The following is a 25,542-nucleotide window of genomic DNA, read 5'->3' as shown; positions in this document are numbered from 1 at the left end:
ACTTATACGAGGAGGCATTTTTATCATGGCAAACCAGAACAAAATCGCGTTAGTAACGGGTGCAAGCGGCGGAATCGGGCTTGAGGTCGCCAGGCAGCTGGGCCGCCAGGGGATTACGGTGCTGGTGTCCGCGCGCACGATCGGCGCCGCGGAGAAGGCCGCGGCCGAGCTGCGTCTGGAAGGCATTCAGGCCGAAGGCGTCGAGCTCGAGGTGACCAATGCGTCGCATATCGCGGAGCTGGCACGGTATATCGCGCAGCAGTACGGCCGCCTGGACATTCTGGTGAACAACGCGGGGATCTGGGCGGAGAGCGGCGCGTACGAAGGCGACGCATTCCGGGATACGTTCGAGGTGAACACGTTCGCGCCGTTCCTCATTACGGAGACGCTGATGCCGCTGCTGCTGAAGAGCGACGCGGGGCGCATCGTGAACCAGAGCAGCGCGCTCGGCTCGATTCACTTCATCCTGAACAACGAGCTCGCGCAGCGGATCGCCACCCCGGCCTACGCGGCCTCCAAAGCGGCGCTCAACATGCTGACGGCTTATTGGTCGCAACGGTCCAAAGGCACGAGCCTGAAGGTCAATTCCGTTCACCCGGGTCTGGTGAAAACGCGCATGGGCGGAGACAAGGCGGAGCTGACTGCGGAGGAAGGCGCGGTCACGGCCGTTCGCCTGGCAACGCTGCCCGAAGACGGGCCGACCGGCGGGTTCTACTATATGGACAGCGAGCTTCCTTGGTAATAGAAAAAAACTGCGCTGCGGGTCCGTCTCGGACTCGCAGCGCAGTTTTCGTTAACCGGTCTTTATGGATTGTCGTAGATTACAACGGATTGGGATACCGGCTCCCACTTGACCGTCGAGTCCAGCGCTTCGCTGACGAAACGCACGGGAACGACTGTACTGCCCTTCACGACGGTCGCGGTGACGTCCAGTTTAACGGTTTTCCCGTTGACGTACGCCGTCTTGCTGTTCAAGACGAGCTTGACGGATGTGCCGTCGCGGGTCACGGTGACCGTGCGGTCGGCGGCGTTATAAATGACTTCCGCCTTCAAGGCTTCGGCGATGGCGCGGAAAGGCACCAGCGTGCTGCCGTCGCGGATGATCGGCGCTACTGCGGGAATCGTCTCGTCCCCGTTTACGAACAGATTCACGCCGGTCTTGCCCGACTTTTTGTAAAGCTTGCCGAGCTTCTGGTAGCTGGCCAGGTTTTTGGCGTTGGCTTTGATGGCTTCTTTTTGCACATACACGGCGTCGACGACGCTTCCCTTTTGGTCGAGCAAGTCGGCGATCGCGGACAAGGCTTTATCTTGCTCCTGGATGGCCTCGAGTTCGGCCTTTTGCTGATCCGTAAGCTTCATCTCGTATTTGGTGAGCAGGAGATTGGCCAGGACGGGACCGGCGGGCTTGTCCTTGACGTTCTCGATGGCGTGGAGCAGACCTTTGTAGCCGTTCGGTCCTCCGTATGTAGCGGACGTGACGCTTTCCGAGTTGCCGTATGTAGCGGAGGAAGCGCTTTCCTTTTTATCATGGCCGTTGGATTCGTTCTTCTTCTCTTCCACCTGCGTTTTGACGGCGGCCGAATTGCCGCCTTTGTTGCCGTGCTGCTCGGCCGATTTGGCGAATGCCGCCGTTCCAGACATCAAGCTTGCCGCCAATACGCAGGACAGGATCGCGGTCCATTTCATTTTCATCATTTCCGTTACGCCTCCTTGAAGTTTGTACTGAGTTGATTGGTGCGGGCTGTAACAGCTGTCGGAGCGACAGGGTTCGGTCCCGCAAATCGGTCCCCCGCCGGGAACGAATTTGAGGCTTATATTACCACAAGCTCTAAACGAAATGATATGGTCGTTTTGTCGTATTGTGTCGTTTAAGGATAGGTCTTGACAGGCATTCACTGTTTCATTAAATACGCCATAGCAATTAAGCCGCCAATCTTTCCGATTGGCGGCTTATGTCTTTTTCTGTTATTCGTATTATTAATACTGGCTCTGCATCGCCGGTTGCGTCTGCTGCTCCGATGCCGGCATTTCCGTGTAAGACTTTTGGCACATCATATTGGAAATGCGGGGGATGTAAACCATCTCGCCGGCTTGAAGCTGGTTCGGATTGGACAGATGCGGGTTGGCTTCTTCCAGAATCGCATGTGGGATATTGTATTTGTGGCCTACAGAAGCTAACGTATCTCCTGGCTGAGATTGATGCTGCGCGAAAAGCATATCGTCCGATTGTCCGTCCCTGAAGAAGGGGAAAAAGAACGGAGAAAAGAAGAAAAACGGAAATAAGGCGCGGCGGGGGAAAAAGGGATGGGGGAAGGGACGAAAGAAGGGACGACCGAACCCGCCGCCGCCAAATCCGCCGCCAACTCCTCCGCCAAATCCGCCGCCGGGAAAAAATGCACGATTCATGATAAACCCTCCGTTAAAATGGTCATTTGTCTATATAGAGTATCGTGCTAGGCGAAAAAGGTGACAGATTCGGTTAGAAAAAGGAGCGGTCGTCGCCGAATGCGTTTTCGTTGTGGAGCGTTCCGACGTGAATGGCGGATATAGACCGAAGGGGACACACGCGGTAAACTGGTTTCAAGTTGCATGGCATGTGCGCCAATACGAACTTGAGGTGATACGCGTGGAATGGAAAGTGATGACGTTTAATCTGCGAACGAACGTCCCGTCGGATGGCGAAAATGCCTGGCCGCACCGGCCGCGAGCCGTCGCACAGGCGATCCTGCGCCACGCACCGGACGTCGTGTGCATGCAGGAGGCGCTTTATGCGATGCTGTTGGATCTCGCGCCGCTGCTCCCGGATTATGCGTGGGTGGGCGAGGGCCGGCGCGGCGGGCAAGCGGACGAATTCTGTGCGGTCTGGTACAAGAAAAGCAAGGCGAGGGTCGTGGAATACGGCAGCTTCGGGCTGTCGGAGACGCCCGAGCGGCTCGGCGAGCTGGGCTGGGGCGCGGATTATCCGCGGATGTGCACGTGGGCGAGGCTGGTCGGCACGGCGGACGAAGGCGGGAATGGGGGCGGCTTGACGATATTCAATACGCATCTCGACCATGTCAGCGAACCGGCGCAGGTGAACGGGATGCGGCTGATCATGGATCGGATCGAAGCGCTGCGCGCGCGATCGGAGACGCCGGTCGCGTTGACCGGCGACTTCAACGTCGGGCCGGAGCACGCGGCCGTGCACGGATTGGAGCAAGCGGGTTACGTAAACGGCTACTCGGCGCTCCCTGGCGGAGCCAAGGCAGCCGGATCGACGTTCCATGAGTTCAGAGGCGGCGAGGTTGGGGAGCCGATCGACTACATCTTCGCTTCGCCGGACGTCGCCGTGGCGCGGATCGAAGTGGACCGGGGCCAATACGAGGGTCGTTATCCTTCGGATCACTATCCCGTGTGCGCGGTGCTGTCTACGAAATAGCAAGCCATTACGAAGAACGGAGGCCGGCGGTTTGCCGACCTCCGTTTTTTGCTGGGCGGAGCGTCAATTGAACAGTGTCCCGCACGTCCGCATAGATATACCGGCTCAGGCAACAATAGCCAGAGTACGACTACGCTCAGGCTGTGCAACCGCGGCAGCGGCCGTCGCCGGAGAGGATTCGCGGTGTCGGCGGTCGGTGAATGGAATTCGGATCGGAGGTCGAACGAATGTCGAGCGAGTCCCTGCTCGGAGAAATGGAGGATGTCCATCGGAAGCTCACAGCGCTCGGCCATAAATATTGGCTGCACTACGATCTGTTCGCGCCGCAGTGGTGGCTGCTGCTCGCGGCATTCATCATTCCCTGGATCGTCTGGTGGAGACTCGTCGATAAAGCCCGGCTCCCGAACATTTTGTTATTCGGCGTGACGATCAGTTTTCTCATCTTTTTGTTGGATCATATCGGCTTCGAGCTCAATTTGTGGATTTATCCGCATAAGCTTTTTCGGTTTATTCCCGAGCTTTCGTCGATTGACCTCGTCATGCTGCCCGTTTTGCACATGCTGGTCTATCAGTACTTTCCCAAGTGGCGGTCGTTTTTGATCGCGGAAACGATTATGGGAGCGGTGTTTGCGTTCATTTTGGAGCCCATCAGCGTCTGGATCGATCTGTACGAGATGCTCAATTGGCATCACGTCTACTCGTTTCCGATCTACGTCGCCAAATCCGCGCTCGTCAAAGGCGCCTTGGAGGGCCTGCTGCGCAAGGGGGCCAGGGCGACGGCAAGCTCCTGAAGCAAGGATGGTTATCGCATCAGCCGCACGCAAAAAAGACGGCCGTGAGATTGCTCTCGCGGCCGTCCCTTTTTTGCCGATCCGCCTTATTGCTGGACCGACTTGAACCAATCGTTCACTTCCTTGGTGACCTGATCGCCGCCGTTCGCCTTCCAGCTGGCGACGAACGTGTCGAACGCGTCGACCGGCAGCTTGCCGTAGATGATCTTGTTGAACGTCTCCAGCTCGGATTGCCGCAGGAGGTTCCACTTGGCGATCATGGTCGGCGTCGCGGCGCCGGTGAAGTAGTTTTGTTTGCGGACGTCAATCTGCGACATGACGACCTTCGCGGCGTACCAGTTTTCCGGCTTGCGGGACTCGGCCTGCTGCTTCTCGTAAGGCGTCTCCGGCTTGCCGCCGTCGGCGAGCTTGACGAGCGTCTTCATGTACAGGTCCGGAATGCGCGCCGGGCCGGTGATGAACGGGAACTTGTCGTTGTAGTTTTTGATCTTGGACGCATCGCTCGTCGGCTGGCCGTCGACGATATCCCAGTCGTAGCCTTTGGCGAAGCCGTGCTCGTACGGGCTGCCTGCGGCCGGGTTGGCGAGGTTATCCAGCATGTAGTTGTAGTACAGCAGGATCGCTTCCGGATGCTCGGCGTTCTTGTTGACCATGAAGCTGCTGTTGACGCCCGAGTTCTGCCACTTGGTGCCGATCTTGCCGTCCGGACCCGCCGGGACCGGGTAAGCCTTGTACTTCGCGCCTGCCACGTTCTTGAGCAGGTCCGGAGCCGGCCAGTCCGGCACCCAGTTCGCGCCCGGCAGCACGCCGGCGTTGCCCTTGGTCCAGATCTCGGCGGACTTGCCTTCGTCCCACAGCGCGGTATCCGGGTGAATGTAGCCCTTTTTCATCCACTCCTGCAGCTTCGCCAGCGCTTGCTTCGCGCCCGGGTTCACGGAGCCGTATTCGAGATTGCCGTCGGCGTCCTTGTTCCACTGCTCTTCAATCGTGCCGTACGCGCCGAACAGCCAGTCGAGGCCGCCCATCCACGTGTTCGTGTTGTTCTTGAGCGAGATGGCGAGCGGGTAGACGTCCTTCGGCGCCAGGCCGTCAGGGTTTTGATTCTTGAACTTGTCCATGATGTTCTCAAGATCCGCGATCGTCTTCGGAGCTTCAAGGTTGAGCTTCTCCATCCAGTCTTCGCGCAGCCAGAGCAGCGTGTCGTCGTTGTCCGTGTACTCCATGATCGGCAGGTTCCAATGCTTGCCGTCCTTGGTGAACGGGTACCACAGCTCAGGATGCTGGGCGGCGTGGTCCTTCCAGACCTTTGTGGCGTACTTGTCGAAAAGCTCGTCGATCGGCATGAACTCGCCCGAGTCGATCAGCTGGTTGGTCAGCACCGAGTCGGTCGGCACCATGATGAAGTCGGGCAGCTTCTCCCCGGAGGTCAGGGCGAGCTGAAGCTGCTGCTTGTATTGATCGCTGCCGGCCGGATACCACGTATCCTTGCTCAGCTTGATGCCGAGCGTGTCGAGCATCCAGCGGTCGTGCACGTTGTTCTCCTTGGTGTCGCCGTTCGAGTACGTCGTCGGCATAAGGATCGTGCTGATCTCGATCGGCGGATCGTACTTGCCTGCCGCGAACGCCTTGTCGGCCACGGATTGCGCGGAAGAAGCGGATGCGGACGCGCTTGCTCCCGATGCCGCGCCGGACGGACTTGCGGCTCCGTTGCCGTTGCCGTTGTCCGCGCAGCCGGCCAGCATGGCGACCGACATAGCCGCGGGCACGAGCCAAGACTTTTTGAATTTACCCATATTTTATCCCCCACTGTCGCATGATGACTGCCTGTGTTAACTGTACCAACCGTTCGGGGAGGGCTTCCATATGGAGATATTAGTTTTCGTAGGACTCTGTTAGGCTGTTGGCGAAACGTTTCAATGACGCTCTCTGTACTCCTGCGGCGTGACGTCGAACTGACGCTTGAACACCTTGATGAAGTACGCGGGGTCGAGGTATCCGATCTCCATGCTGATCTCGTAGATCTTCTTATCCGTCGACTTGAGCAGGTGGCAGGCACGGCTCATGCGCAGCGCGGCGACGTAGTCGCTGATGCCCTCGCCGGTCTCGAGCTTGTAGATCTTGGACAGGTGCGTCGGATGCAAATTGACATGGTCCGCGAGCGCGCGCAGCGACACGTCGAGATGCAAGTTCGCGTCCACGTAGGCTTGAATCTTCTGCACGTAATGCGAGCGCGCGTCCTGGGCGTCGTCGACCGTACCCTCGCGCAGCCGGGCAAGCGCCGCGAGCGCCCATTTGCGCAGCTTGCCGATCGAGGCGAACGTCTCCCCCAGCTGCGCGAGCTCGTCTTCCCCGCCCAGCAGGCCGGCTAGCGTCTTGCCGCCGCGGTGCGCCAGGTGCATGAAGGCGGACGAGATCGCGAAGCCGACCTCCATGCAGTGTTCCCAGGACTCGGAGCCCTTGTCCTCCAGCTCCGCGAAGACCGCGGCGAGCTTGTCCTCGACCGCATCCCATCTCCCCGCCTCGAGCAGATGGAGGAGCACCGGCGGCCGATGCAGCACCTCGAGCGCCCCGAGCGGCGAAGGCTGCTCGGCCGAGTCGACCTTCATGACGAATTCGCGCTCGTCGCCGACGATCCGCCGGAAGTATGAGGCCGCTTGCCGGTACTGCTCCGCCAGCTCCCCGGGGAAGCGGAAGGGCTCGGTGATGACGACCGACAGCGAGCCCTTGAGATACTGCTTCACCTTAGCCTGCACCTGCATGGCCAGGTTCTCGAGCAGCAGGTCGGGCCGGTCCACGGCCGCGCCCTGCTTCAACTGCAGCAGAAACGCTAGATACCCGTGTTCCTCCTTGACGCTCCAAACCTCCATGAACTCGCCGAAAATTTCCTCCGCGATATTGGCGATCGCATACTCGAGCAGATGCTGGCCGTTGTTCCGGTACGGGTCGAACTCATCCTCCAGGCGCACGAGCGCGAGCGCGCAGTTCCCGTCGCGGAACGGCAGTCCATAGGTGTCCAGCTTGCGCGTCCACTCCTCTGCAGACATCCGCTCGCCCCGGATGGCGCCAAGCAGCAGCTGGCCGCGCAGCATCGGCAAGTTCTCGCGCAGGGCGAACTGCGTACGCTCCAGCGAGCTGACGCGTTCCCACTCCGCGTTCAGCTGCTCGATCGCCGTACGGACGGCCCCGAACAGCTCCTCGTCGGTCGGCGGCTTGAGCAGGTAGTCGACCGCGTGGTTGCGGACGGCTTCCTTGGCATAGTCGAAGTCCGCGTGGCCGGACAAGATGATGCACTTGATCCGCTTGTCGTACTCCCTGATCTTGCCGATGAGCTCGACGCCGGTCATCTCGGGCATGATGATGTCGGAGATAACGATGTCGATCGGATGCGTATTGATAATTTGCAGGGCCTCATGGGCGGAATACGCCTTGTGAACTTGCTCGATGCCGAGCGTGTGCCAAGGCTTGTGCATGGACAGATTGTCCACCCAATGCGCTTCGTCGTCTACGATGATCATTTGCATATGATAGCACTCCTTGTCCGAATCCGTAGGTTGTGGGTCATGGCGCCGACTTCGGCATCTCCCAGACGATCTCCGAGCGGACGCCGCCGAGTTCGGAGCGGAAGAAACGGAGGCTTGAACGCTTGCCGAAGAAATGGATGATGCGTTGGTTCGTATTCCAAAGGCCTGCGCCCATATCTTCCTCGAGCGGGCCGGTCAGCCGTTGATTCAGCAGGGCCTGTCGCTCGGGCTCCATGCCGGGACCGTCGTCGTCGACGAAGATCCGGCAGAGACCGTCCACCGCCATCTCTCCGCGGATGCGAATCTCGCCCGAGGCGTACGACTTGCCGACGCCGTGGATGACGGCATTCTCCACTAGGGGCTGGAGCATCAGGCGCGGCACTTGCTGGCCAAGCATCTCCTCGGGCACGTCGATCGTGTAGTGGATCCGGCCGTTGCGCAACTTCTGGATGTCCAGGTAGTTCGCGATCAGCTTTATTTCCTCCGCGAGGCTCGCCGTCTCCTTTTCCATCCGCGTGATGTATCGGTAATAGGCGCTAAGGTTGTACCCCATCGCGACGACGGCGTCGTTCTCCTTCATCTGCGCCATGTTGATCATGTAGCCGAGGCAGTTGTAGAGAAAATGCGGATTGATCTGCGCCTGCAACTGCTTCATCGTCGCCTCCTGGGCGCGCATCCGTTCGTTCAGCACGTTTTCGACGAGGCGCTCGATCTGACGCGACATGTCGTTGAACCGGTAGAACAGAAACGTGAACTCGCCGTTCGCCTTGGCGTCGATGCGCGCCGAGAAGTTGCCCCGCTGCACCTTCTTGAGGCCGCCGATGAGCTTCGCGATCGGACGCTGCACGTCCCGGTAGAGCAGGACGGAGATGAAGGTGCCGAACAGGAAGAGCAGCAGCATCGACAGGTAAAAAAGGTTGCGGCTCGACGAGATCGGTCCGAGAACCTGGTCGAGCGGCGCGATGTCTACGAGATAACCGCCGAGCAGCGGCGACTTCACGAGGCTGACCAGGTAGCTGTCCCCGTTCAGCCGGATCGTTCGCTGCATCGTGTCGCCGAGGGTGAGCCCGTCCAGGTACGACCGGACCTCCGCGACGAGCTGTGCGGACGCCGAGCGGTTCGGGATCGGGGCGCGGCCCTTGTAATAGAACAGCGGATCTCCTTGGCCGCCTTCCTTGTACGTATCCAGCATGTTCTGGATATTCTCCCGGCCGAAGCTGGCCTGCACGACCAGATTGCTCCCCGTGAGCTTGTTCTGCTGCCCGAACGAATCGGTGTAAAGCCAGCGGAACGCCTTGGCTTCCCCCGACGCCGGCGCCTGGTCGTCGTAGATCCAGCTGCCCGACAGGTTGCGCGCCAGATAGTCCTCGTCGTACGGGGCGTCCGTGTTCGAGTTGGTGACGGCTTCCTTGTGCACCTGCGAATACACCGTGAACTCGACCGGCCAGATCGTCACGATGCCGGACTGCAGCTCCATTTTTTCCTGGAGCATGTACTTTGTCTGCATCCGGTCGTACTGGTCGTCCCAGACGCCGAGCCCGTTGAACTTCTGGACATTTGGATCCTTGGAGAACGTGAAGACGAAGTCCATCGTCTGATTGATCCGCGAGTCGATCTGGCTCGAGAGGAACGACAGCTGACTGATGTTCGAAGCCCGCATCTCCGTGCCGATGACGCGGTTCGCGACGTTGTTGGCGTAGGCGAACACGATGCCGATCGGGATAAACAGGGCGACGATCAATCCCGTGTATTTGGCGAACATGCTCATCTTCAGCGGCCCGCCCTTCATCGAAGGCGCGCCTTCCATATTCCAGCGCATACGCGCGTTCCTCCCCCGCTCAATTGCTTAACAAAACCCTATCGATCCTAACAATGTCTTATAGTTGTAAGGCCTTTCCGGTTGCTACTATGGCTTAACAAGGGTTCGCTCTGTGCCCATCAATCGATCCGCAAACGGGGGAGAGCTATGGAAGCAAACACAACCAAGTCCGCGGCGCGCGAGCTCAAGGACAGAAAACGCGGCTACAAGCAGCCGTGGACGCTTCACCTCATGGTGCTGCCGGCCGCCCTGCTCGTGCTTATCTTTTCGTACGTCCCGATGCTGGGGAACGTCATGGCATTCCAGGATTATAAGGCCAGGCTGGGGTTCGCCCATTCGCCCTGGGTCGGATTCAAGCATTTCCACTATATGTTCACCAACGATTACTTCATCAAGATCATCGGAAACACGCTGCTGTTCGCCTGCTCGAAGGTCGTGCTGAACCTGGTCGTGCCGTTCCTGTTCGCGCTGCTGCTGAACGAGGTGCGCAAAATGGGGCTCAAGCGCTCGATCCAGACGTTCGTCTATCTGCCGCACTTACTGTCGTGGGTCACGCTGTCGGGCATCCTGATCGACCTGCTCGGGCAGACCGGCATCGTCAACCAGCTGCTGAACAACGTTTTCGGCATCAAGCCAATCTTCTTTCTCGGCGACGGCACCTGGTTCCGCATCACGATCATCGTGAGCGACGTGTGGAAGGAGTTCGGCTTCAACACGATTATCTTCCTCGCGGCGCTGTCCGGCATCAATCCGTCGCTGTACGAGGCGGCCGAAGTCGACGGCGCTTCCCGCTGGAAGCAGACGCTCAATATCACCGTGCCGTCGCTGCTGCCGATCCTCATCGTCGTCGCGACGCTCGCGATGGGCAACGTCCTGAACGCCAACTTCGACCAGGTGTTCAACCTGTACAGCCCGATGATCTACCAGCAGGGCGACATCATCGACACGTTCGTCTATCGCGAAGGCCTCCTGGGCGGACAATTCAGCTTCGCGACGGCCGTCGGCTTCTTCAAGTCGGTGATCAGCCTGATCCTCATCGTATTCTCGTACCGGCTTGCCTACAAGTTCGCAGGATACCGGATTTTCTAGAAAGGGGTGAAGCCTCGTGTATCATAAAACGCTATCTTATCGCGTGTTCAGCGCATTCAACAATACGGTGCTCCTGGTGATCGCAATCCTCTGTCTCCTGCCGATGTTCCACCTGCTGATGGTGTCTCTCAGCTCCAGCGCCGCGGCCAACGCGGGGCTGGTCACGCTCTGGCCCAAGGGGCTGACGTTCGAGGCGTACGCGAAGACGTTCAACAACGCCAACTTCCTCAAGTCGCTCTGGATCTCCATCGAACGAACGGTGCTCGGCACGGCGCTCGGCATGCTCGTGAACGCGATCGCAGCCTACGCGCTGTCCAAGGACACCCGCGTGTTCCGGGCGCGCAACGTGTACCTGTGGTTTTTCGTCGTCACGATGCTGTTCCCGGGCGGCCTCATCCCGAGCTACATTCTGATTCTGAAGCTCCACCTGATCAACAACCTGTTCGCGCTCATTCTGCCGGGCCTGGTCGCCGTCTACAACATCATCCTGCTCCTCAACTTCTTCCGCTCCGTGCCGAAGGAGCTCGAGGAGGCGGCGTTTATCGACGGCGCGGGCCACGTGCGGACCTTCTGGTCCGTCTACCTGCCGGTCTCGTTGCCGTCGCTGGCGACCGTGTCCCTTTTCACGATGGTCGGACATTGGAACGCGTACTTCGACGGTCTCATCTACATGAAGGACGCCGCCAAGCTGCCGCTCGCCAGCTTCATGCAGACGATCATCGTGCAGGCGGACATGACGAAGTTCGATCCGGCCGCGATCGAGGGCCTGTCCCAGCGCACGCTGCGGGCGTCCCAGATCTTCATTGGCGCACTGCCGATCCTGATCGTATACCCGTTCCTGCAGCGCTACTTCGTCAAAGGCATCGTCATCGGTGCGGTGAAAGAGTAAACAGTTTGCGCGAGAGACGCGCGTCCGGCCGAGCCGGGCGCGCTTTGTTGCGTGCAGCCGCGAGCGTGCCTGATTGTTGCCAAGTACCGTCGGAAGCCGGGGCGGAGATGCACGGAAAAACCACGTAACTCGCGCAGAAGTCATCGGCTTGGGCGGAGATGCACGGAAAAACCGTATAACTCGGACACAAGCCATCCTTCGGGCGTGAATTACACGGAAAAACCGCGTAACGTCTCAGAAACAAACGTCCAGGAACTCCGTTGCACGGAAAAACCGCGTAACTTTGCAGAACCTCTCGTCCGGGCGCAAAGTTGCGTGGATAAACCGTGTAACCTCTGTGCCCGATAAGCGCCAAAAGGCACTATCGCCGCCTCCAAGGCACCCAGAAAGGTGCCGATAAGCGCCAAAAGACACTATCGCCGCCTCCATGGCGCCCAGAACGGTGCCGATAAGCGCCAAAAGGCACTATCTCAGCCTCCATGACGCCCAGAACGGTGAAGATACGCTCCAAAAGGCACTATCGCCGCCCGAAGATTGTTTTGCCGCCCTAACGGGTTCGGAATTTCCTGTCCGAAACCTCAGCGTAGCCCATTACTTCTGCAAAGGAAAGCCCTCAGAGCGCGCTCCGAGGGCTTTCCTTTATTTACTTGACGAGCTTGAACGGCAGCGACGCGACGTCCCGGCTGTTCGGGCCGACCATCGCGAGGAACGCGCCTGCGTCGCTCGCGTGCGTCAGGTCCGCGTGGTAATACCGGAGCTGACTCTCGCTCAGCTCGAACGCGACCTCGGCGCTCTCGCCCGGCTGCAGCTCGATCTGGCGGAATGCCTTGAGCTCCTTGACCGGCCGGACGACCTCGCCCGCGATATCGCGGACGTACAGCTGGACAGTCTCGACGCCAGCGACCGCGCCGACATTGGTGACGCGCACAGTGACCGTGATCGGCGCATCCGGCGTCATTGCGTCCGCGGACAGCGCGGCTTCGCCGTATTCGAACGCGGCGTAGCCGAGTCCGTAGCCGAACGGCAGCAGCGGCTCGTTCGGGATGTCCAGGTACTGGGACACGTACCGGACCTGCGCGTCCGGCGCGCCTTGCGGCCGCCCGGTGTTGAAGGCATTGTAGTACACCGGCACCTGGCCCACGCTGTACGGAAAAGACATCGTCAGGCGGCCCGACGGATTGGCGTCGCCGTAGAGCAGATCGGCGACCGCGACGCCGCCCTCGGAGCCGGGGAACCACGCCTCCAGCACGGCATCGGCTTCGTCGATGATGCCGTGCAGGTCGAGCGGCCGGCCGTTGAACAGCACGGCCACGACCGGCTTGCCCAGCGCCTTCACGCGGCGCACCAGCGCGAGCTGCGCCTCGGGCAGCCGGATGTCGGCCCGGCAGCCGGCTTCGCCGCTCATGTCGGAGTGCTCGCCGAGCGCGAGCACGATGACGTCGGCGCCTTGCGCGGCGGCCTCGACTTCGAGCAGCTGCGCCTCGGTCGATGCCGTCTCGATGCCGCAGCCCTCCGCGACAGTCACCGCTTCAGGCGCCGCCGCCTTGGCGCGGATCGCTTCGGACACGCGGACGACCGCGTCCTGCGACCCGGTCCACGACCACGGCCCGAGCAGGTCGCCGCTGCGGGCGAACGGACCGACGACCGCCACCTTTAGCGCGGGCGACAGCGGCAGGATGCCGTCGTTTTTGAGCAGCACGCACGATTTGCGCGCCAGCTCCAGCGCGGCCGCACGGTGCGCGTCGCTGAACACGATTGCCCGCTCCCGCTCGGGATCGGCTGCGCGATAGGGATTGTCGAACAAGCCGAGCTTGTCCTTGAGCTGCAGAATGCGCATGACCGCTTCGTCGATCAGCGCCGCATCCACTTCGCCGGCTTCGATCAGCTCGGCCATATGCTTCGCGTAGCACGACGTCATCATCTCGATGTCGACGCCGGCCTTCATCGCCTTCAGCGCCGCCTCGCGCTCGTCCGCGGCGATGCCGTGGGCGATGAGCTCCTTGACCGCGCCCCAGTCGGAGATGAGCACGCCGTCGAAGCCCCATTCCTCCCGCAGCAGCTTGCGCATCAGCGGTACGTTGCCCGTGGCCGGGACGCCGTCGACCGTGTTGAACGACGTCATCACCATCTCGCAGCCTTCGTCGAGCGCAGCCTTGTACGCCGGCAGGTAGAACTCGCGGAGCTGGCGCGCCGACAGGTCCACGGTGTTGTAGTCGCGTCCGGCTTCGGCTGCCCCGTAGGCGGCGAAATGCTTGACGCAGGCCGCGACACGGTCGAGGTCGCCGCTCAGATCGTCGCCCTGGAAGCCGCGGACGAACGCCCTGGCGAACTCCGCATTCAAATACGGATCCTCGCCCGTCGACTCCATAACCCGGCCCCAGCGGGGATCGCGCACGAGATCGACCATCGGAGCGTAAGTGACGTGAACGCCGGACACGGACGCTTCCTTGGCGGCGATCTCCGCGCTGCGCTCCGCGAGCGCGAGGTCCCACGAGCAGCCGATGGCGAGCGGCACGGGGAAAATCGTCTTGAAGCCGTGCACGATGTCGGCCATCATGAGGAGCGGAATGCCGAGGCGATTGTGCTCGAGATGCTTGCGCTGGACGTTGATCGTCTCCTGCGCGCCGGCCATGCCGAGCACGGACCCGGCGCCGCGGACGGTATCCTGGCCGATGCCGAGCGAGGCCATCGGGCCGGTGATCAGGCCGGCATCCGACGCGCCTTCGAAGAAGGGAACGGCCAGCTGGATCAGCTGGGCGATTTTCTCGTCCAGGGTCATCCGTGCGAGGAGGGCATGCAGAGGCAGCTTCTCCGAAGAAGACGAAGACGAAGATGAAGGGACTTTCGATTCGGACATGACGTATATGACCTTCTTTCTGCTGATAACGCTTTATCGAAACGTTTCTACGGACATTATAATTCTACGATTACAAGGCGTCAAACCTATAATTTAAGTTGCCTGAAGTGCCGATTTCATATAAATTTAGAGAATATCGGCTAGTCGAAGATTAAATTGAAACGTTTCGAAAGCTTGTTTTCGCAACATACAGAAATCAGGAAAGGAGAGGGGAAGCTTGGTCAGCATCAAGGATATCGCCAGCGCGGCGGGGGTCTCGATATCTACGGTATCGTATGCGCTGAACGGCAGCGACCGGATTACGAAGGAGACGGCGGACCGCATCCGGTCGATCGCGGACGAGCTGGGGTACGTGCCCAACCGGGCGGCCCGCATGCTGAAGAAGCGGGAGACGATGCTCGTCGGCGTCTTCCTCACGGACTTCAGCGGCCACTTTTACGGAGACCTGCTGTATGGGCTCAAGGAAGAGCTGAACCGCAGGGACTACGATCTCATCGTCTGCAGCGGCCGCCGGTCGCATCGGATGATCCCGGAGCGAGCGTTCGACGGGGCGATCATTCTCGACGCGACGTTCGCCGACGAGGAGCTGATCGGCTATGCGGACCGCGGGCACAAGCTGGTCGTCCTCGATCGCGAGCTCGACCATCCCAACGTCAACCAGGTGCTGCTCGACAACAAAGCGGGCGCGACGCTGGCCGTGGAGCATCTGCTGAGTCAGGGACTCTGCCGGATCTGCGCCGTAGGCGGGCCGGAGTCGGCCTTCGACGCGCGGCAGCGAATGCGGGCGGTCAGGCAGGCGGCAGAGCGCGTGCCGGAGGCAAGGCTCGAGGAGCTCCCGGGCGCTTTTGACAAGGCCTCCGGCTATGCGGCAGGTGCGCGGATCGCGGAGGTTGCGCGGGAAGGACCGGTCGGCGTCTTCTGCCTGAACGACGAGATGGCGATCGGCCTGTGCGACTACTTGCGGACGCAGACCCCGCTCCGGATCGGACGGGACGTCCACGTGGTCGGCTACGACAACATCGAGCTTGCGCAGTACATGCAGCCCCGGCTGACGACAATCGATTACTCCAAGCGCAAGTGGGGGGCGCTCGCCGCCGAGCAGCTGCTGAAGATGATCGAGGGCCGGCCCGTCGAGCAAGAGCGGATTTATGTGCGGCTGATTGAAGGCGAATCGGTCGGACAACTAAAGGAGGATGCGAAATGACGACATCGATGATCGGCGTTCCCTTGGACGGCTTCGCCGCGTTCAGCCGTAGGGCAGCCGCAGAAGGCGCAGTGCTGCTGAAAAACGAAGGAGAAGCGCTGCCCCTGCGCCAAGGGGATAACGTCGCCGTGTTCGGGAGAACGCAAGTGAACTACTACCGCAGCGGCACAGGCTCCGGCGGCAGCGTCCATGTGGCGTATACGACGAACCTGCTGGACGGTCTTCGCGGCAAGGCAAACGTGGCGGTCAACGAGACACTCGCGGCCGTCTACGAGCAGTGGATCGAGCAGAACCCGTTCGACAACGGTGGGGGCGGCTGGGCGGCGGAGCCCTGGCATCAGCGGGAAATGCCGTTGACGGACGAACTGGTCGCCGCAGCGAGGCGCATCTCGAACAAGGCGATCGTCGTCATCGGACGCACGGCCGGGGAGGATCAGGACAACGCGGGCGAGCCGGGCAGCTACCTGCTCACGGACGAGGAGCGGGCGATGCTGAGGCGGGTGACGGCGCGCTTCGAGCGGACCGTCGTCGTGCTCAACGTTTCCAATATCGTGGATATGAGCTGGCTGGAAGACGACGCGTACGTTCACCCGATCGCAAGCGTCGTGTATGCCTGGCACGGAGGCATGGAAGGCGGCAACGCGATCGCCGACGTGCTGGCCGGCGATGTAACGCCGAGCGGCAAGCTGACAGACACGATCGCTTATGCGCTCGAGGATTATCCGTCCACCCGCAACTACGGCAACGAGCTCGCCAACCTTTACCAGGAAGACATCTATGTCGGCTATCGCTACTTCGAGACGTTCTGTCCGGATCGCGTGCAGTTCGAGTTCGGCTATGGCCTGTCCTATACGACGTTCGGCCTCGCGGCGGAAGACGCCCGTCTGACCGATGCCGACGGCGAAGCCGTCATCGCGGTCGATGTCGTCGTAACGAACACGGGCAAGGTCTACGCCGGCAAAGAGGTCGTTCAGCTGTACGTTGAAGCGCCGCAAGGCGCGCTGGGACGTCCGGCCAGAGCGCTCGCCGCCTTCGCCAAGACCGATCTGCTGCAGCCGGGCGAATCGCAGCGCCTGACCGTCAGCTTCCCCGTCCGCGCGATGGCCGCCTACGACGACGCCGGCGCGACCGGCCATGCTTCCGCCTACGTGCTGGAGGCGGGAACCTATCGCTTCTATGCGGGGACCAGTGTGAAAAAAGCTTCGGCCGTCGCCTTTGAGGGGCAAGACGGCTATGTCGTCGACACGCTTCGGGTCGTGCGGCAGCTCGAGGAAGCGATGGCGCCGACCGCGAGTCTCTCGCGGATGAAGCCGGGCGCGCGCCGGGCCGACGGCGCCTACGAGCTGGCGTACGAGGATGCGCCGAAGCGCAAGATCTCGCTGGCGGACCGCATCGGGAGCCGGCTTCCCCAAGAGATCGCACAGACCGGCGATAGCGGCTACAAGCTGAAGGACGTTCGCGACGGCAAGGTCGGCCTCGAAGCCTTCGTCGCGCAGCTTGGCGACGAAGATCTGGCCGCGCTCGTCCGCGGCGAAGGCATGAGCAGCCCGCTGGTCACGCCGGGGACGGCTTCGGCCTTCGGCGGGGTGACGGATGGCCTGCTGGGCTATGGCATCCCGGTCGCCTGCACGTCCGACGGGCCGTCCGGCATCCGCATGGACAGCGGGCACAAGGCGACGCAGGTGCCGATCGGGACGCTGCTCGCCGCGACCTGGAACACGGCGCTCGTCGAGGAGCTGTACGTTCTCGAGGGCCGGGAGCTCGTGCGCAACGAGATCGACGCGCTGCTCGGACCGGGGCTCAACATCCGGCGGAGCCCGCTTAACGGGCGCAACTTCGAGTACTTTTCCGAAGATCCGCTCATCTCGGGCGTCTTCGCCGCAGCTTGCGTGCGGGGCATTATGAAAGGCGGCTCGAACGCCACGCTCAAGCACTTCGCCTGCAACAATCAGGAGAAGCACCGCAGCAAGGTCGACGCCGTCGTATCCGAGCGCGCGCTGCGCGAGATTTACCTGAAGGGCTTCGAGATCGCGGTCCGGGAGGGCGGCGCCAATTCGGTCATGACGTCGTACAATCCGATCAACGGACACTGGGCGGCGTCGAACTACGACCTGAACACGACGATCCTTCGCGGCGAATGGGGCTTTAAGGGCATCGTAATGACGGACTGGTGGGCCGTCATGAACGATGTCGCGCGCGGCGGCGTCCCGGATCGCAAGTATACGAACTGGATGGTGCGCGCGCAGAACGATCTGTACATGGTCGTCAGCAACTACGGCGCGGAGACCAACGCTTACGGGGACCATACGATCGCATCGCTTGCCGACGGCACGCTCTCGAGAGGCGAGCTGCAGCGGTCCGCGATGAACATCCTCGGCTTCATTCTGCGGGCGCCGGTCGGCGCGCGGGATCGGGTCACGCAAGAGACGAGTGAAGCGTTCCAAGCGCTGACTGCCCCTGCCGCCGAGCAAGAGCAGCGCGCTCAGCCGGTTGCGGACGGCGCGCGGATCGTGCCGAACGTCGCAGGCGCGACCTTCATTCGAGTGGAGCAAGCGGGCGCCTACCGGCTGTTCGCGAGCGCGATGTCCGCCGAATCCGAGCTGGCGCAGAGCGCGAGCAACCTGAGCCTGAACGGGAGGCCGCTCGCGACCGTGCAGACGAACGGAACCGGCGGCGCCTGGACGCTGCACAAGCTGCCGAAGGCCGAGCTGGCGGCCGGGTTGTACGAACTCAAGCTCGATGTCGTCAAGCCCGGTCTTGAGATCGGCTGGATCGAATTCAGAGCGATCTGATTGAGGCTCGAAGCCGTCGCCGACTACGATCTTGCTCGTTCATTCTCCCTTTTAAGGCACCCGCTGCGGGTGCCTTTTTCCTGTTTATGCATAAAAATCGCGACCCGGCGGATGCTATTACCAAAAAAGGAAGGCCTCTATGGAACTGGCGCATTGGTTAAACGACCGGCTGAAGGCGCGTCCCGACATCGTCACGCAGAAGATCGAGCAGGGCAGCTTCTCTTGCGCGGTCTACTATATGACGGACGCGATCGATCTGGAAATGCTGCAGACGCACGTGCTGCGCACGCTGCTCGCGCCTTACAAGGGCAGCGATGAGGAGCGGCTCGGGGATATTCTGGAGCGGAGATCCTTTTTCCCCACCCCTTATTCGCTGACGCGTTCGCCGGAGGCGGCGCTGGACGGGCTTCTCAACGGACAGGCCGTGCTGTGCATCGACGGACAAGCGGCGGGCGTGCTGTTTCCTTTTCAACAGAAGGCAGCTCGCTCGGTATCCGTCTCGGAGAACGAGAAGACGATCCGCGGTCCGAAGGAAGCGTTCGTGGAGGACGTCTGGACGAACCTGTCGCTCGTTCGCCAGCGCGTTAAGAGCGACAAGCTGGTTGTAGAGGAATTCGTCATCGGCAGCGAATCGCATACGACAGTCCTGATGCTTTATATGAAGGACAGCTGCGACCAAGAGCTGATCGCTAAGGTAAGGACGAAGCTGCAAGAGATCCGTACGAACCGGCTGCCGGGCAGCAGTTATCTGGAGGAGGCGCTGGACGATCGGCTGACCTCCCCGTTTCCGAAAATGCTCAACACGGAAAGGCCCGACGTCGTGGCGTCATCGTTGTTCGAGGGAAGACTCGCGCTGTTGACGGACGGAAGTCCGAGCAACCTGGTCGCGCCAGCAACCTTGTTGTCCTTTATGCAGTCCGCGGAGGATTACTATCAACGCTACTTTTACAGCAGCTGGGTTCGCGTACTCCGCTACGTCTTCTTCGGACTGAGCCTGGTCCTGCCTTCGGCCTACGTCGCGATCACGACGTTCCACCCGGAGATGATGCCTTATAATCTGTTGATCTCCGTCGCCTCGAGCCGGGATATCGTGCCGTTCCCCGCGATTCTGGAGGCGCTTATCATGGAGGTCACCTTCGAGGTTATGCGGGAGGCGGGGCAGCGCATCCCGTCCGCCATCGGGCAGACGATCTCCATCGTCGGCGCGATCGTCATCGGAGACGCGGCGGTGCAGGCGGGCATCGTCAGCGCGCCGATGGTCATTATCGTCGCCCTGACCGGTATTTCTTCGTTTATCGTGCCGCACTTTTCGATGACGCTGACGGTCCGCTTTCTCCGGTTCATGCTGTTGTTCACCTCGGCGATTTTCGGCCTCCTGGGCCTGATCGTCGGCGTCTTTTTCGTCTACATCCACCTGCTGTCGATGGATTCCTTCGGCACGCCCTATCTGTCTCCGTTCATTCCTTACAAGTCGGAGCGGATGAAGGATGCCGCGGGACGGTACCCCTGGAGCAAAAAGATGGGCGTCAAGCGCTCGTAAAAAAGAGAACGAAACGGGGAGAAGCGATGCGCAAGCGTCTAGGCATCCATTCCGTCGCCATCGCGCTGACGATCGTCCTCACGATGGCGGGGTTGACGGGCTGCTGGTCCAAGCAGGAGCTCAACGACCGCACCTTCGTGTCGACGATGCTCGTAGATCTCGACGAGCAAGGCCGAACGGAGATCTCGACTATGTTTCTCCTGCCGAACCGCATCTCCGTCGGCTTGAATGCTTCTCCGGGCCAGGACAAGCCGTTCGTCTCGCTCACGGGCAAAGGACGGGACATCACGGAAGCTTTCCAGCAGATTCAGAAGGACCTGCCGCGTACCGTCGCTTGGGGACAGATGCGCACGATCATCGTGGGAGACCGATACGCGCGGGCGGGAATGGCGCCTTTGTTCGATTTTCTCATCCGCGCGACGGATTTTCGTTTTCGGGTGTACATGTTTTACTTCAATGGCGAGGCCCGGAATATCGCCAAGCTGACGCCCGTATTCGAGCGCTTCCCGACCGAGATTTGGCGGGAGTCGGCGCATACCCGGCGTCTGCCGCCGGTCAACATACGGGATCTGCTCTATTCGCAGTGGAACAACCTGGGGGACGCTTATATTCCGGAGCTTCGGCTAAGAGAGCTGAGCGTGCTGACCGAGGAAAAGCCCGTACAGTGGTCGGGCATCGGCGGCGCGGCGATCATGAAAGACAATGCGGTCATCGGGAGCTTCACGGCGGACGAGACGATGGGAATCACGTTCATGAAAAGCCGCACGCCGGAATTGATGCTCACGGCAAAAATAGCGGATCCCGAAGGGCTGTTCAGCGTCAGGCTGGTCGATATCAAGCAGTCGACGAGATCCGAACGGCGCGGAAACAAGGTGCTCATCCACGTATCCATCGACGGCAAGGCGGACCTGGTCTCCATCCAGTCGAAGCTAGACCTGCACGACCCGGGTAGCATGCGGAAGCTCGAAAGGGCGCTGAACGTGCGGATCCGGGACTTGGCGCAGTCCGCTGCGGACAAAGCCCAGGAGGAGCATGCGGACGTATTCCAATGGAGCGAATACGTGAAGTACAAGTACCCGTCGTTATGGCGGGGGTGGGCGGACCAGACGCGCGAAAACCTGTTTGCGAGCATGAAGCCGGTCATCCACGCCCGCATCCTTCTGCGGACGCCGGGCATCAGCCATTCGCCCAGACTATACTCGGAAGGAGGCAGCTCTTCATGATTATCCTGACGCTGGGCATGGGCATCGTGCTCGCGCACCAAGTCCTTCTCCTGCGGCGCGGTTCGGCAAGCGGGCGCGACCGGGCCGTGGCCTTTGCCGTGACCGGCTTCGCATTCGTATTCGCCGCTTGCGCGCACTATGTTCCAGAATGGGTCAATCCCAACCGCGCGATCGAATTCATCTTCGGGCCGCTGCAGGGCTTGATCGTCCGCAAATAAAAGAGAGGGGGATTGTCTTGAAAAACCGGGGGACGATAACGGGACTTCAAATCGGCGCGCTCGTCTTCGTTTACGTGTTTTCGACGACGATCGCCTTCTTGCTCGGCCCGCTGGCCCGGAACACCGGCTTCGACGGCGTATACAGCATCGCGCTTGCCGCCGTAGCCGGGACGGCGCTTACGGCGATCAGCCTTCGATACGCGCTGCGCCGCCCCTCCGCCTATGTCGGCATCCAGGGAGCAAAGACGGTCGGCAAAGTCGGGAACATCGCGATTTTGCTGCTCTCGGCGTTTTTCTTTCTTCACTTGGCCGCGCATATTCTCCGCGAATTTACGGACTTCTTCGTGCCGACCTATCTACGGGAGACACCTTCGGTCGCGGTAGCCGTGCTCGTCATGTCGGCCGCGGCGTCAATGGCCCAATCGGGCGTTCCGGTCTCTTTCCGGTTCGCGCAGGGCTGCTTTTTCGTCATCGGCTTTCTCTTTTTCATCAAGCCGCTGTTCTTTCTGCCGGAAATGAGCACGCCGATGTGGCACGAGTTCACGCGAATTCACGATTGGAAGGCGCTATGGAACCAGACTTACGCGCTGATTCCTTGGTACGGGGAATTGGTGCTGCTCGCGTACATCGTCCCGCAATTCGACGCCCGCCAGAAGGTACGCAGGGCGCTTTGGATCGGTTCGATGGCGGGAACTTACATCCTCATCTCGGAGTTTCTGCTGATGATGGTGTTCCTCGGCCCGAAGCTTTCGGGTGCGCTTATGTACCCGGCGCTGGAGCTGAGCGGATTTTTGCATCTCGGCGACTTCGTGCACAATATGGACGCGATCATCGTCTCCATCTGGTTCGCGGGGCTTTTCATCAAGCTTGCCATCGCGTTCGCCGTCGGCACGCTGCTGACCTCCCAAGCGCTCGGGTTGAAGGACTACAAGCCGATCACGTTCTCGGTCGCGGCCTTCGTCGTCGCGCTGTCGGTCGTCCTGGCGCGATATCCATCCGAGCTGGCCCAATACTTCGACAGAAGCTGGGCGACCTTCGCTTTGTTCGTCGAATGCCTCGTTTTTCTGTATCCGCTCGTCTCCCGGCTCGGGGGCGGCCGGCAGCGCGGCGAGTAAATCGCGACTACCGGCATGCCGCCCTTCATACAATGGTGAGAGCAAATCCGAATGCGAGGGAGGGCGCTCATCGATGGCGCAAGACGGGGGCATGTCGATCAAGGAAGAGCATCTGTTCTGGCTCGAGGTACTGGAGGATCACGCGCATTTTCTGAGGGACTATCTGTCGCCATCGGAGACGAGGTGGTGGCAGGAGGCCGAGCGCTTCTTCGAGCCGTTCCGCGAGGCGATCGCGCGGGCGGAGGCGCTGCCTCCCTTCGAGCCGGCCGAGGCTCCGGCGATGCGGGCGTTTGCGGAGAGCGTCTACCCGCTCGCGGACGGCTACTGCCGGCTGGAAGGGCATATGCAGCATTTGCGGTTGTTCAATCAGGTGAACCTCAACCTGACGCCATCCTACTTCAACGGCACGATCAGCGAGAACCAGGAGTATCTGCGCCAGCTCTCCTACTGGACGCAGGGGATGCCGGCACCGCCGCTGGCCTTGACCCAATTGCTCGATCTGTGGATCGAGGATCAGCTCGGTCATGCCGTGCTGCTGCACGGGCTGTTAGATCCCGTCGAGCAGACGCTGGGCGCGCAGGCGGACAAGTTCGCCACCGTCTTCTCCACGTATATGGTCAAAAATCGCGCCATGCAGAGCTACGAGCGCTTCACGTCGCCCGGCTTCCCGGCGGAGACGCGATTTGCGGCCGAGGTGCTCGCGACGGTGAGGGACTTCTATGCCTTCGTGCAGCAGGTGGTAGCCGAATACATCGGCACCGAGCTGTTGTCCAAGGCCACGCTGCGGTTTCTCGAGCATCACTTTCCGGAGTCGTGCTACTTCATGCGCAAGCTCGCCGTCTTCGTGCCCGGTGCGCCATCCTATGCCGAGTGCCCGCTGAGGAGGCCGTCGAGAATAGGGAGCGGAGCGTCGTGACGTCGGCAGCTCGAGCGCGACAAGCAAAGAACGAACAGACCGTCCGGGCCCGGCTGGGCTTGAGCGGTCTGTTCGTTTCCGTTTTCGATGGGTTGCGGATCAATCCGTCCTGTCGCGAGCTAACTACTCCTGGGAGTAGGCGGCTTCGTCCTTGATCTCTTCGCGGAAGCCCTCGATGCTGCTGCGGCGACGTTCGTTTTTCTCCTCGATGCGCTGGCGCTCCTCGCTGCCGATCTCCGAAGAGAACTCGCTCAGATAGTCTTCGGCTTCGCCCAGGTTCTCAAGCGTATCCTCGATCTTTTGCTGCAAATGCTCCACGTTGTCCGCGCGATTGTCCGGCTTGGCCATGGCGAATCCCTCCTGCTCGTCATGCGCCCTTCGGTAGGCGCTGCACGTTAGCTTGGGCGGACGAGGGGGCGTTTATGCATGCCGTGGCGGCGGAATCGCTAAACCAACAGGCCTGTCGCGTGGAGCGCGGCGGTGTTCCTATGTAGGAACAAATTCGGCAAGCCCGGCGCGTAGAGTGCGGCGGTGTGCCTATGTAGGAACAAACTCGACAATCCCGGCGCGCGGAGTGCGGCGGTGTTCCTATGTAGGAACAAATCCGGCAAGCCCGGCGCGTGGAGTGCGGCGGTGTTCCTATGTAGGAACAAATCCGGCAGGCCCGGCGCGTGGAGTGCGGCGGTGTTCCTATGTAGGAACACATCCGGCAAGCCCGGCGCGTGGAGCGCGGCGGTGTTCCTATGTAGGAACAAATCCGGCAAGCCCGGCGCGTGGAGTGCGGTGGTGTTCCTATGTAGGAACAAATTCGGCAGGCCTGTCGCGTGGAGCGCGGCGGTGTTCCTATGTAGGAACAAATTCGGCAGGCCCGGCGCACGAAGTGCGGCGGTGTTCCTATGTAGGAACAAATCCGGCAGGCCTGTCGCGTGGAGTGCGGCGGTGTTCCTATGTAGGAACAAATTAGGCAGGCCCGGCGCATGAAGTGTGGCGGTGTTCCTATGTAGGAACAAATTCGGCAGGCCTGTCGCGTGGAGCGCGGCGGTGTTCCTATGTAGGAACAAATCCGGCAAGCTCGGCACGTGGAGTGCGGCGGTGTTCCTATGTAGGAACACATCCGATTTGGAAGCGTTGGAAAGAGCCTAGTAATTCACCTGACCGCCGTCTGTCCCTCGCCCTCCCTCATCCCCTTCCTCGCGAAGCGGTCGTTTTGCTTTTCAACCCGCCTACAACTTCCCGAAAAACTGAATCGCGAACTGCCGGAAATGCACCGCGGCTTCGGACAGATAATGCTTCCTGTTCCACGCGATGCCGAACGTCCGCCTGCATACCGGCTCGGCGATTTGCACCTGGGCGGTGCCCGGGTTTGAGGCGCGATTGCCGAGCGAGAGCGGCAGCGTGAAGGTGATGCCGAGCCCCATCTCCACAAGCGTCTGGATCGCGCTCACCTCTTCGAGCTCGAAGGCGACGCGCGGCTCGAAGCCGGCTTGGCGGCAGAAGCTGTCGGTGATCTCCCGGAAGTTGGACCTCGGCGACAGTGCGATGAAGGGCTCGTCCGCCGCCTCGGCGAGCGAGATGCGCTCCCGTCCGGCAAACCGGTGCCGCTTGGGCACGGTCAGGCATAGTTCTTGCTCCGCGAGCGTCAGCCATTCGATATCGGGACCCGCGATCGGCGTCGACGAAACGCAAAAGTCAATGTCGGCATTGGCCAGCTTTGTCTTCATCTCGTGCACGGAGCCAAGCTGATGCTGGATAATACGGACATGGGGATGCGCGGTCAGAAAATCCTTAAGCAGCGTCGGCAGCACGTAAGGGAGGGAAACGCAGATCGAGACGATGCCGTGCTCGGGACCTGCCATATCCGCCAGCTCGCGCTCACCCTCCTCCAGCTCGAGAAACGCCTGCTCAACGCGCTTCAAATACGTTTTGCCGAACGCGTTCAGCTTCACCTGGCGCCCCTGGCGCACGAACAGCGGCACGCCGAGCCGCTTCTCGAGCCGCGCGATCGCATTGCTCAGCGAAGGCTGGGACACGTTCAGTTCCTTCGCGGCCTTCGTGATATGCTCAAGCCTCGCCACGGCCTGGAAATATTTGAGCTGCAAAAGCTCCACCGTTTCATCGCGCTCCTTTTATCACGTTCATGTGATGAATTC

General features: G+C 61.0%; 20 protein-coding genes. 12 read left to right on the top strand and 8 right to left on the bottom strand.

Features of this window, described 5'->3' with window-relative positions; genetic code table 11:
- Positions 1 to 25: 25 nt before the first annotated feature.
- Positions 26 to 742 carry an SDR family oxidoreductase gene (locus KVT38_RS11005; protein ID WP_217593765.1) on the top strand — a complete coding sequence of 239 codons (717 nt, stop codon included), beginning with the start codon at positions 26 to 28 and terminating at the stop codon, positions 740 to 742.
- Between the two features lie 62 nt (positions 743 to 804).
- Here the strand turns inward: KVT38_RS11005 and KVT38_RS11000 are convergent, their stop codons facing one another.
- Together KVT38_RS11000 and KVT38_RS10995 are read right to left on the bottom strand one after the other, a co-directional pair.
- The gene (locus tag KVT38_RS11000) at positions 805 to 1,695 is read right to left on the bottom strand and encodes a copper amine oxidase N-terminal domain-containing protein (RefSeq protein WP_306795313.1); all 891 of its coding nucleotides are present in this window, start codon (positions 1,693 to 1,695) and stop codon (positions 805 to 807) included.
- A 282-nt stretch (positions 1,696 to 1,977) separates the two neighbouring features.
- A complete protein-coding gene (locus KVT38_RS10995; protein ID WP_217593764.1) occupies positions 1,978 to 2,406 on the bottom strand; it encodes a LysM peptidoglycan-binding domain-containing protein in 429 nt (142 codons plus the stop codon).
- 220 nt (positions 2,407 to 2,626) lie between these two features.
- Here KVT38_RS10995 and KVT38_RS10990 point away from each other — a divergent pair, with 220 nt between their 5' ends.
- Together KVT38_RS10990 and KVT38_RS10985 are read left to right on the top strand one after the other, a co-directional pair.
- On the top strand, positions 2,627 to 3,418 hold the full coding sequence (locus KVT38_RS10990) for an endonuclease/exonuclease/phosphatase family protein (protein WP_217593763.1): 792 nt from the start codon (positions 2,627 to 2,629) through the stop codon (positions 3,416 to 3,418).
- 227 nt (positions 3,419 to 3,645) lie between these two features.
- A complete protein-coding gene (locus KVT38_RS10985) occupies positions 3,646 to 4,209 on the top strand; it encodes a CBO0543 family protein (RefSeq protein WP_217593762.1) in 564 nt (187 codons plus the stop codon).
- Positions 4,210 to 4,295: 86 nt separating this feature from the next.
- Here KVT38_RS10985 and KVT38_RS10980 read toward each other — a convergent pair whose 3' ends face one another.
- The 3 genes from KVT38_RS10980 to KVT38_RS10970 form a co-directional block, all read right to left on the bottom strand.
- A complete protein-coding gene (locus KVT38_RS10980; protein WP_217593761.1) occupies positions 4,296 to 6,002 on the bottom strand; it encodes a type 2 periplasmic-binding domain-containing protein in 1,707 nt (568 codons plus the stop codon).
- A gap of 120 nt (positions 6,003 to 6,122) precedes the next feature.
- Positions 6,123 to 7,730 (bottom strand): response regulator transcription factor, encoded by a 1,608-nt coding sequence (locus KVT38_RS10975; protein ID WP_217593760.1) that lies wholly within the window; start codon positions 7,728 to 7,730, stop codon positions 6,123 to 6,125.
- 37 nt (positions 7,731 to 7,767) lie between these two features.
- The gene (locus KVT38_RS10970) at positions 7,768 to 9,549 is read right to left on the bottom strand and encodes a sensor histidine kinase (RefSeq protein WP_217593759.1); all 1,782 of its coding nucleotides are present in this window, start codon (positions 9,547 to 9,549) and stop codon (positions 7,768 to 7,770) included.
- A gap of 147 nt (positions 9,550 to 9,696) precedes the next feature.
- On the opposite strand from KVT38_RS10970, the gene KVT38_RS10965 reads away from it, so the two are divergent.
- Complete coding sequence (locus KVT38_RS10965) at positions 9,697 to 10,638, top strand: ABC transporter permease (protein WP_217593758.1); 942 nt, start codon at positions 9,697 to 9,699, stop codon at positions 10,636 to 10,638.
- Between the two features lie 16 nt (positions 10,639 to 10,654).
- Positions 10,655 to 11,527, top strand: coding sequence for a carbohydrate ABC transporter permease (locus KVT38_RS10960; protein WP_217593757.1), 873 nt, complete (start codon positions 10,655 to 10,657; stop codon positions 11,525 to 11,527).
- Positions 11,528 to 12,170: 643 nt separating this feature from the next.
- Here KVT38_RS10960 and KVT38_RS10955 read toward each other — a convergent pair.
- The gene (locus tag KVT38_RS10955; RefSeq protein WP_217593756.1) at positions 12,171 to 14,384 is read right to left on the bottom strand and encodes a glycoside hydrolase family 3 N-terminal domain-containing protein; all 2,214 of its coding nucleotides are present in this window, start codon (positions 14,382 to 14,384) and stop codon (positions 12,171 to 12,173) included.
- 217 nt (positions 14,385 to 14,601) lie between these two features.
- Here KVT38_RS10955 and KVT38_RS10950 point away from each other — a divergent pair, with 217 nt between their 5' ends.
- The 7 genes from KVT38_RS10950 to KVT38_RS10920 all read left to right on the top strand — a co-directional run bounded on the left by KVT38_RS10950 (position 14,602) and on the right by KVT38_RS10920 (position 23,392).
- On the top strand, positions 14,602 to 15,588 hold the full coding sequence (locus KVT38_RS10950) for a LacI family DNA-binding transcriptional regulator (protein WP_217593755.1): 987 nt from the start codon (positions 14,602 to 14,604) through the stop codon (positions 15,586 to 15,588).
- Positions 15,585 to 18,380 carry a glycoside hydrolase family 3 protein gene (locus KVT38_RS10945; protein WP_217593754.1) on the top strand — a complete coding sequence of 932 codons (2,796 nt, stop codon included), beginning with the start codon at positions 15,585 to 15,587 and terminating at the stop codon, positions 18,378 to 18,380. Before KVT38_RS10950 ends, KVT38_RS10945 begins: the two co-directional genes overlap by 4 nt.
- A gap of 139 nt (positions 18,381 to 18,519) precedes the next feature.
- Complete coding sequence (locus KVT38_RS10940; RefSeq protein ID WP_217593753.1) at positions 18,520 to 19,920, top strand: spore germination protein; 1,401 nt, start codon at positions 18,520 to 18,522, stop codon at positions 19,918 to 19,920.
- Between the two features lie 26 nt (positions 19,921 to 19,946).
- Positions 19,947 to 21,143 (top strand): Ger(x)C family spore germination protein, encoded by a 1,197-nt coding sequence (locus KVT38_RS10935; RefSeq protein WP_217593752.1) that lies wholly within the window; start codon positions 19,947 to 19,949, stop codon positions 21,141 to 21,143.
- Positions 21,140 to 21,361, top strand: a complete 222-nt coding sequence (locus KVT38_RS10930; RefSeq protein ID WP_217593751.1) for a hypothetical protein — start codon at positions 21,140 to 21,142, stop codon at positions 21,359 to 21,361. Before KVT38_RS10935 ends, KVT38_RS10930 begins: the two co-directional genes overlap by 4 nt.
- 17 nt (positions 21,362 to 21,378) lie before the next feature.
- Complete coding sequence (locus KVT38_RS10925; protein WP_217593750.1) at positions 21,379 to 22,476, top strand: GerAB/ArcD/ProY family transporter; 1,098 nt, start codon at positions 21,379 to 21,381, stop codon at positions 22,474 to 22,476.
- A 73-nt stretch (positions 22,477 to 22,549) separates the two neighbouring features.
- Positions 22,550 to 23,392, top strand: a complete 843-nt coding sequence (locus KVT38_RS10920) for a DUF2935 domain-containing protein (protein WP_217593749.1) — start codon at positions 22,550 to 22,552, stop codon at positions 23,390 to 23,392.
- A gap of 123 nt (positions 23,393 to 23,515) precedes the next feature.
- Here the strand turns inward: KVT38_RS10920 and tlp are convergent, their stop codons facing one another.
- Positions 23,516 to 23,740: a small acid-soluble spore protein Tlp gene (gene tlp / locus KVT38_RS10915; RefSeq protein WP_217593748.1), complete on the bottom strand. Its 225-nt coding sequence runs from the start codon at positions 23,738 to 23,740 to the stop codon at positions 23,516 to 23,518.
- 875 nt (positions 23,741 to 24,615) lie between these two features.
- Complete coding sequence (locus KVT38_RS10910) at positions 24,616 to 25,500, bottom strand: LysR family transcriptional regulator (protein ID WP_217593747.1); 885 nt, start codon at positions 25,498 to 25,500, stop codon at positions 24,616 to 24,618.
- Between the last annotated feature and the right edge of the window lie 42 nt (positions 25,501 to 25,542).

The organism is Cohnella sp. GbtcB17, assembly GCF_019091135.1.
Taxonomy (GTDB): Bacteria; Bacillota; Bacilli; order Paenibacillales; family Paenibacillaceae; genus Cohnella.
This window is presented reverse-complemented; position numbering and strand designations above follow the sequence as displayed.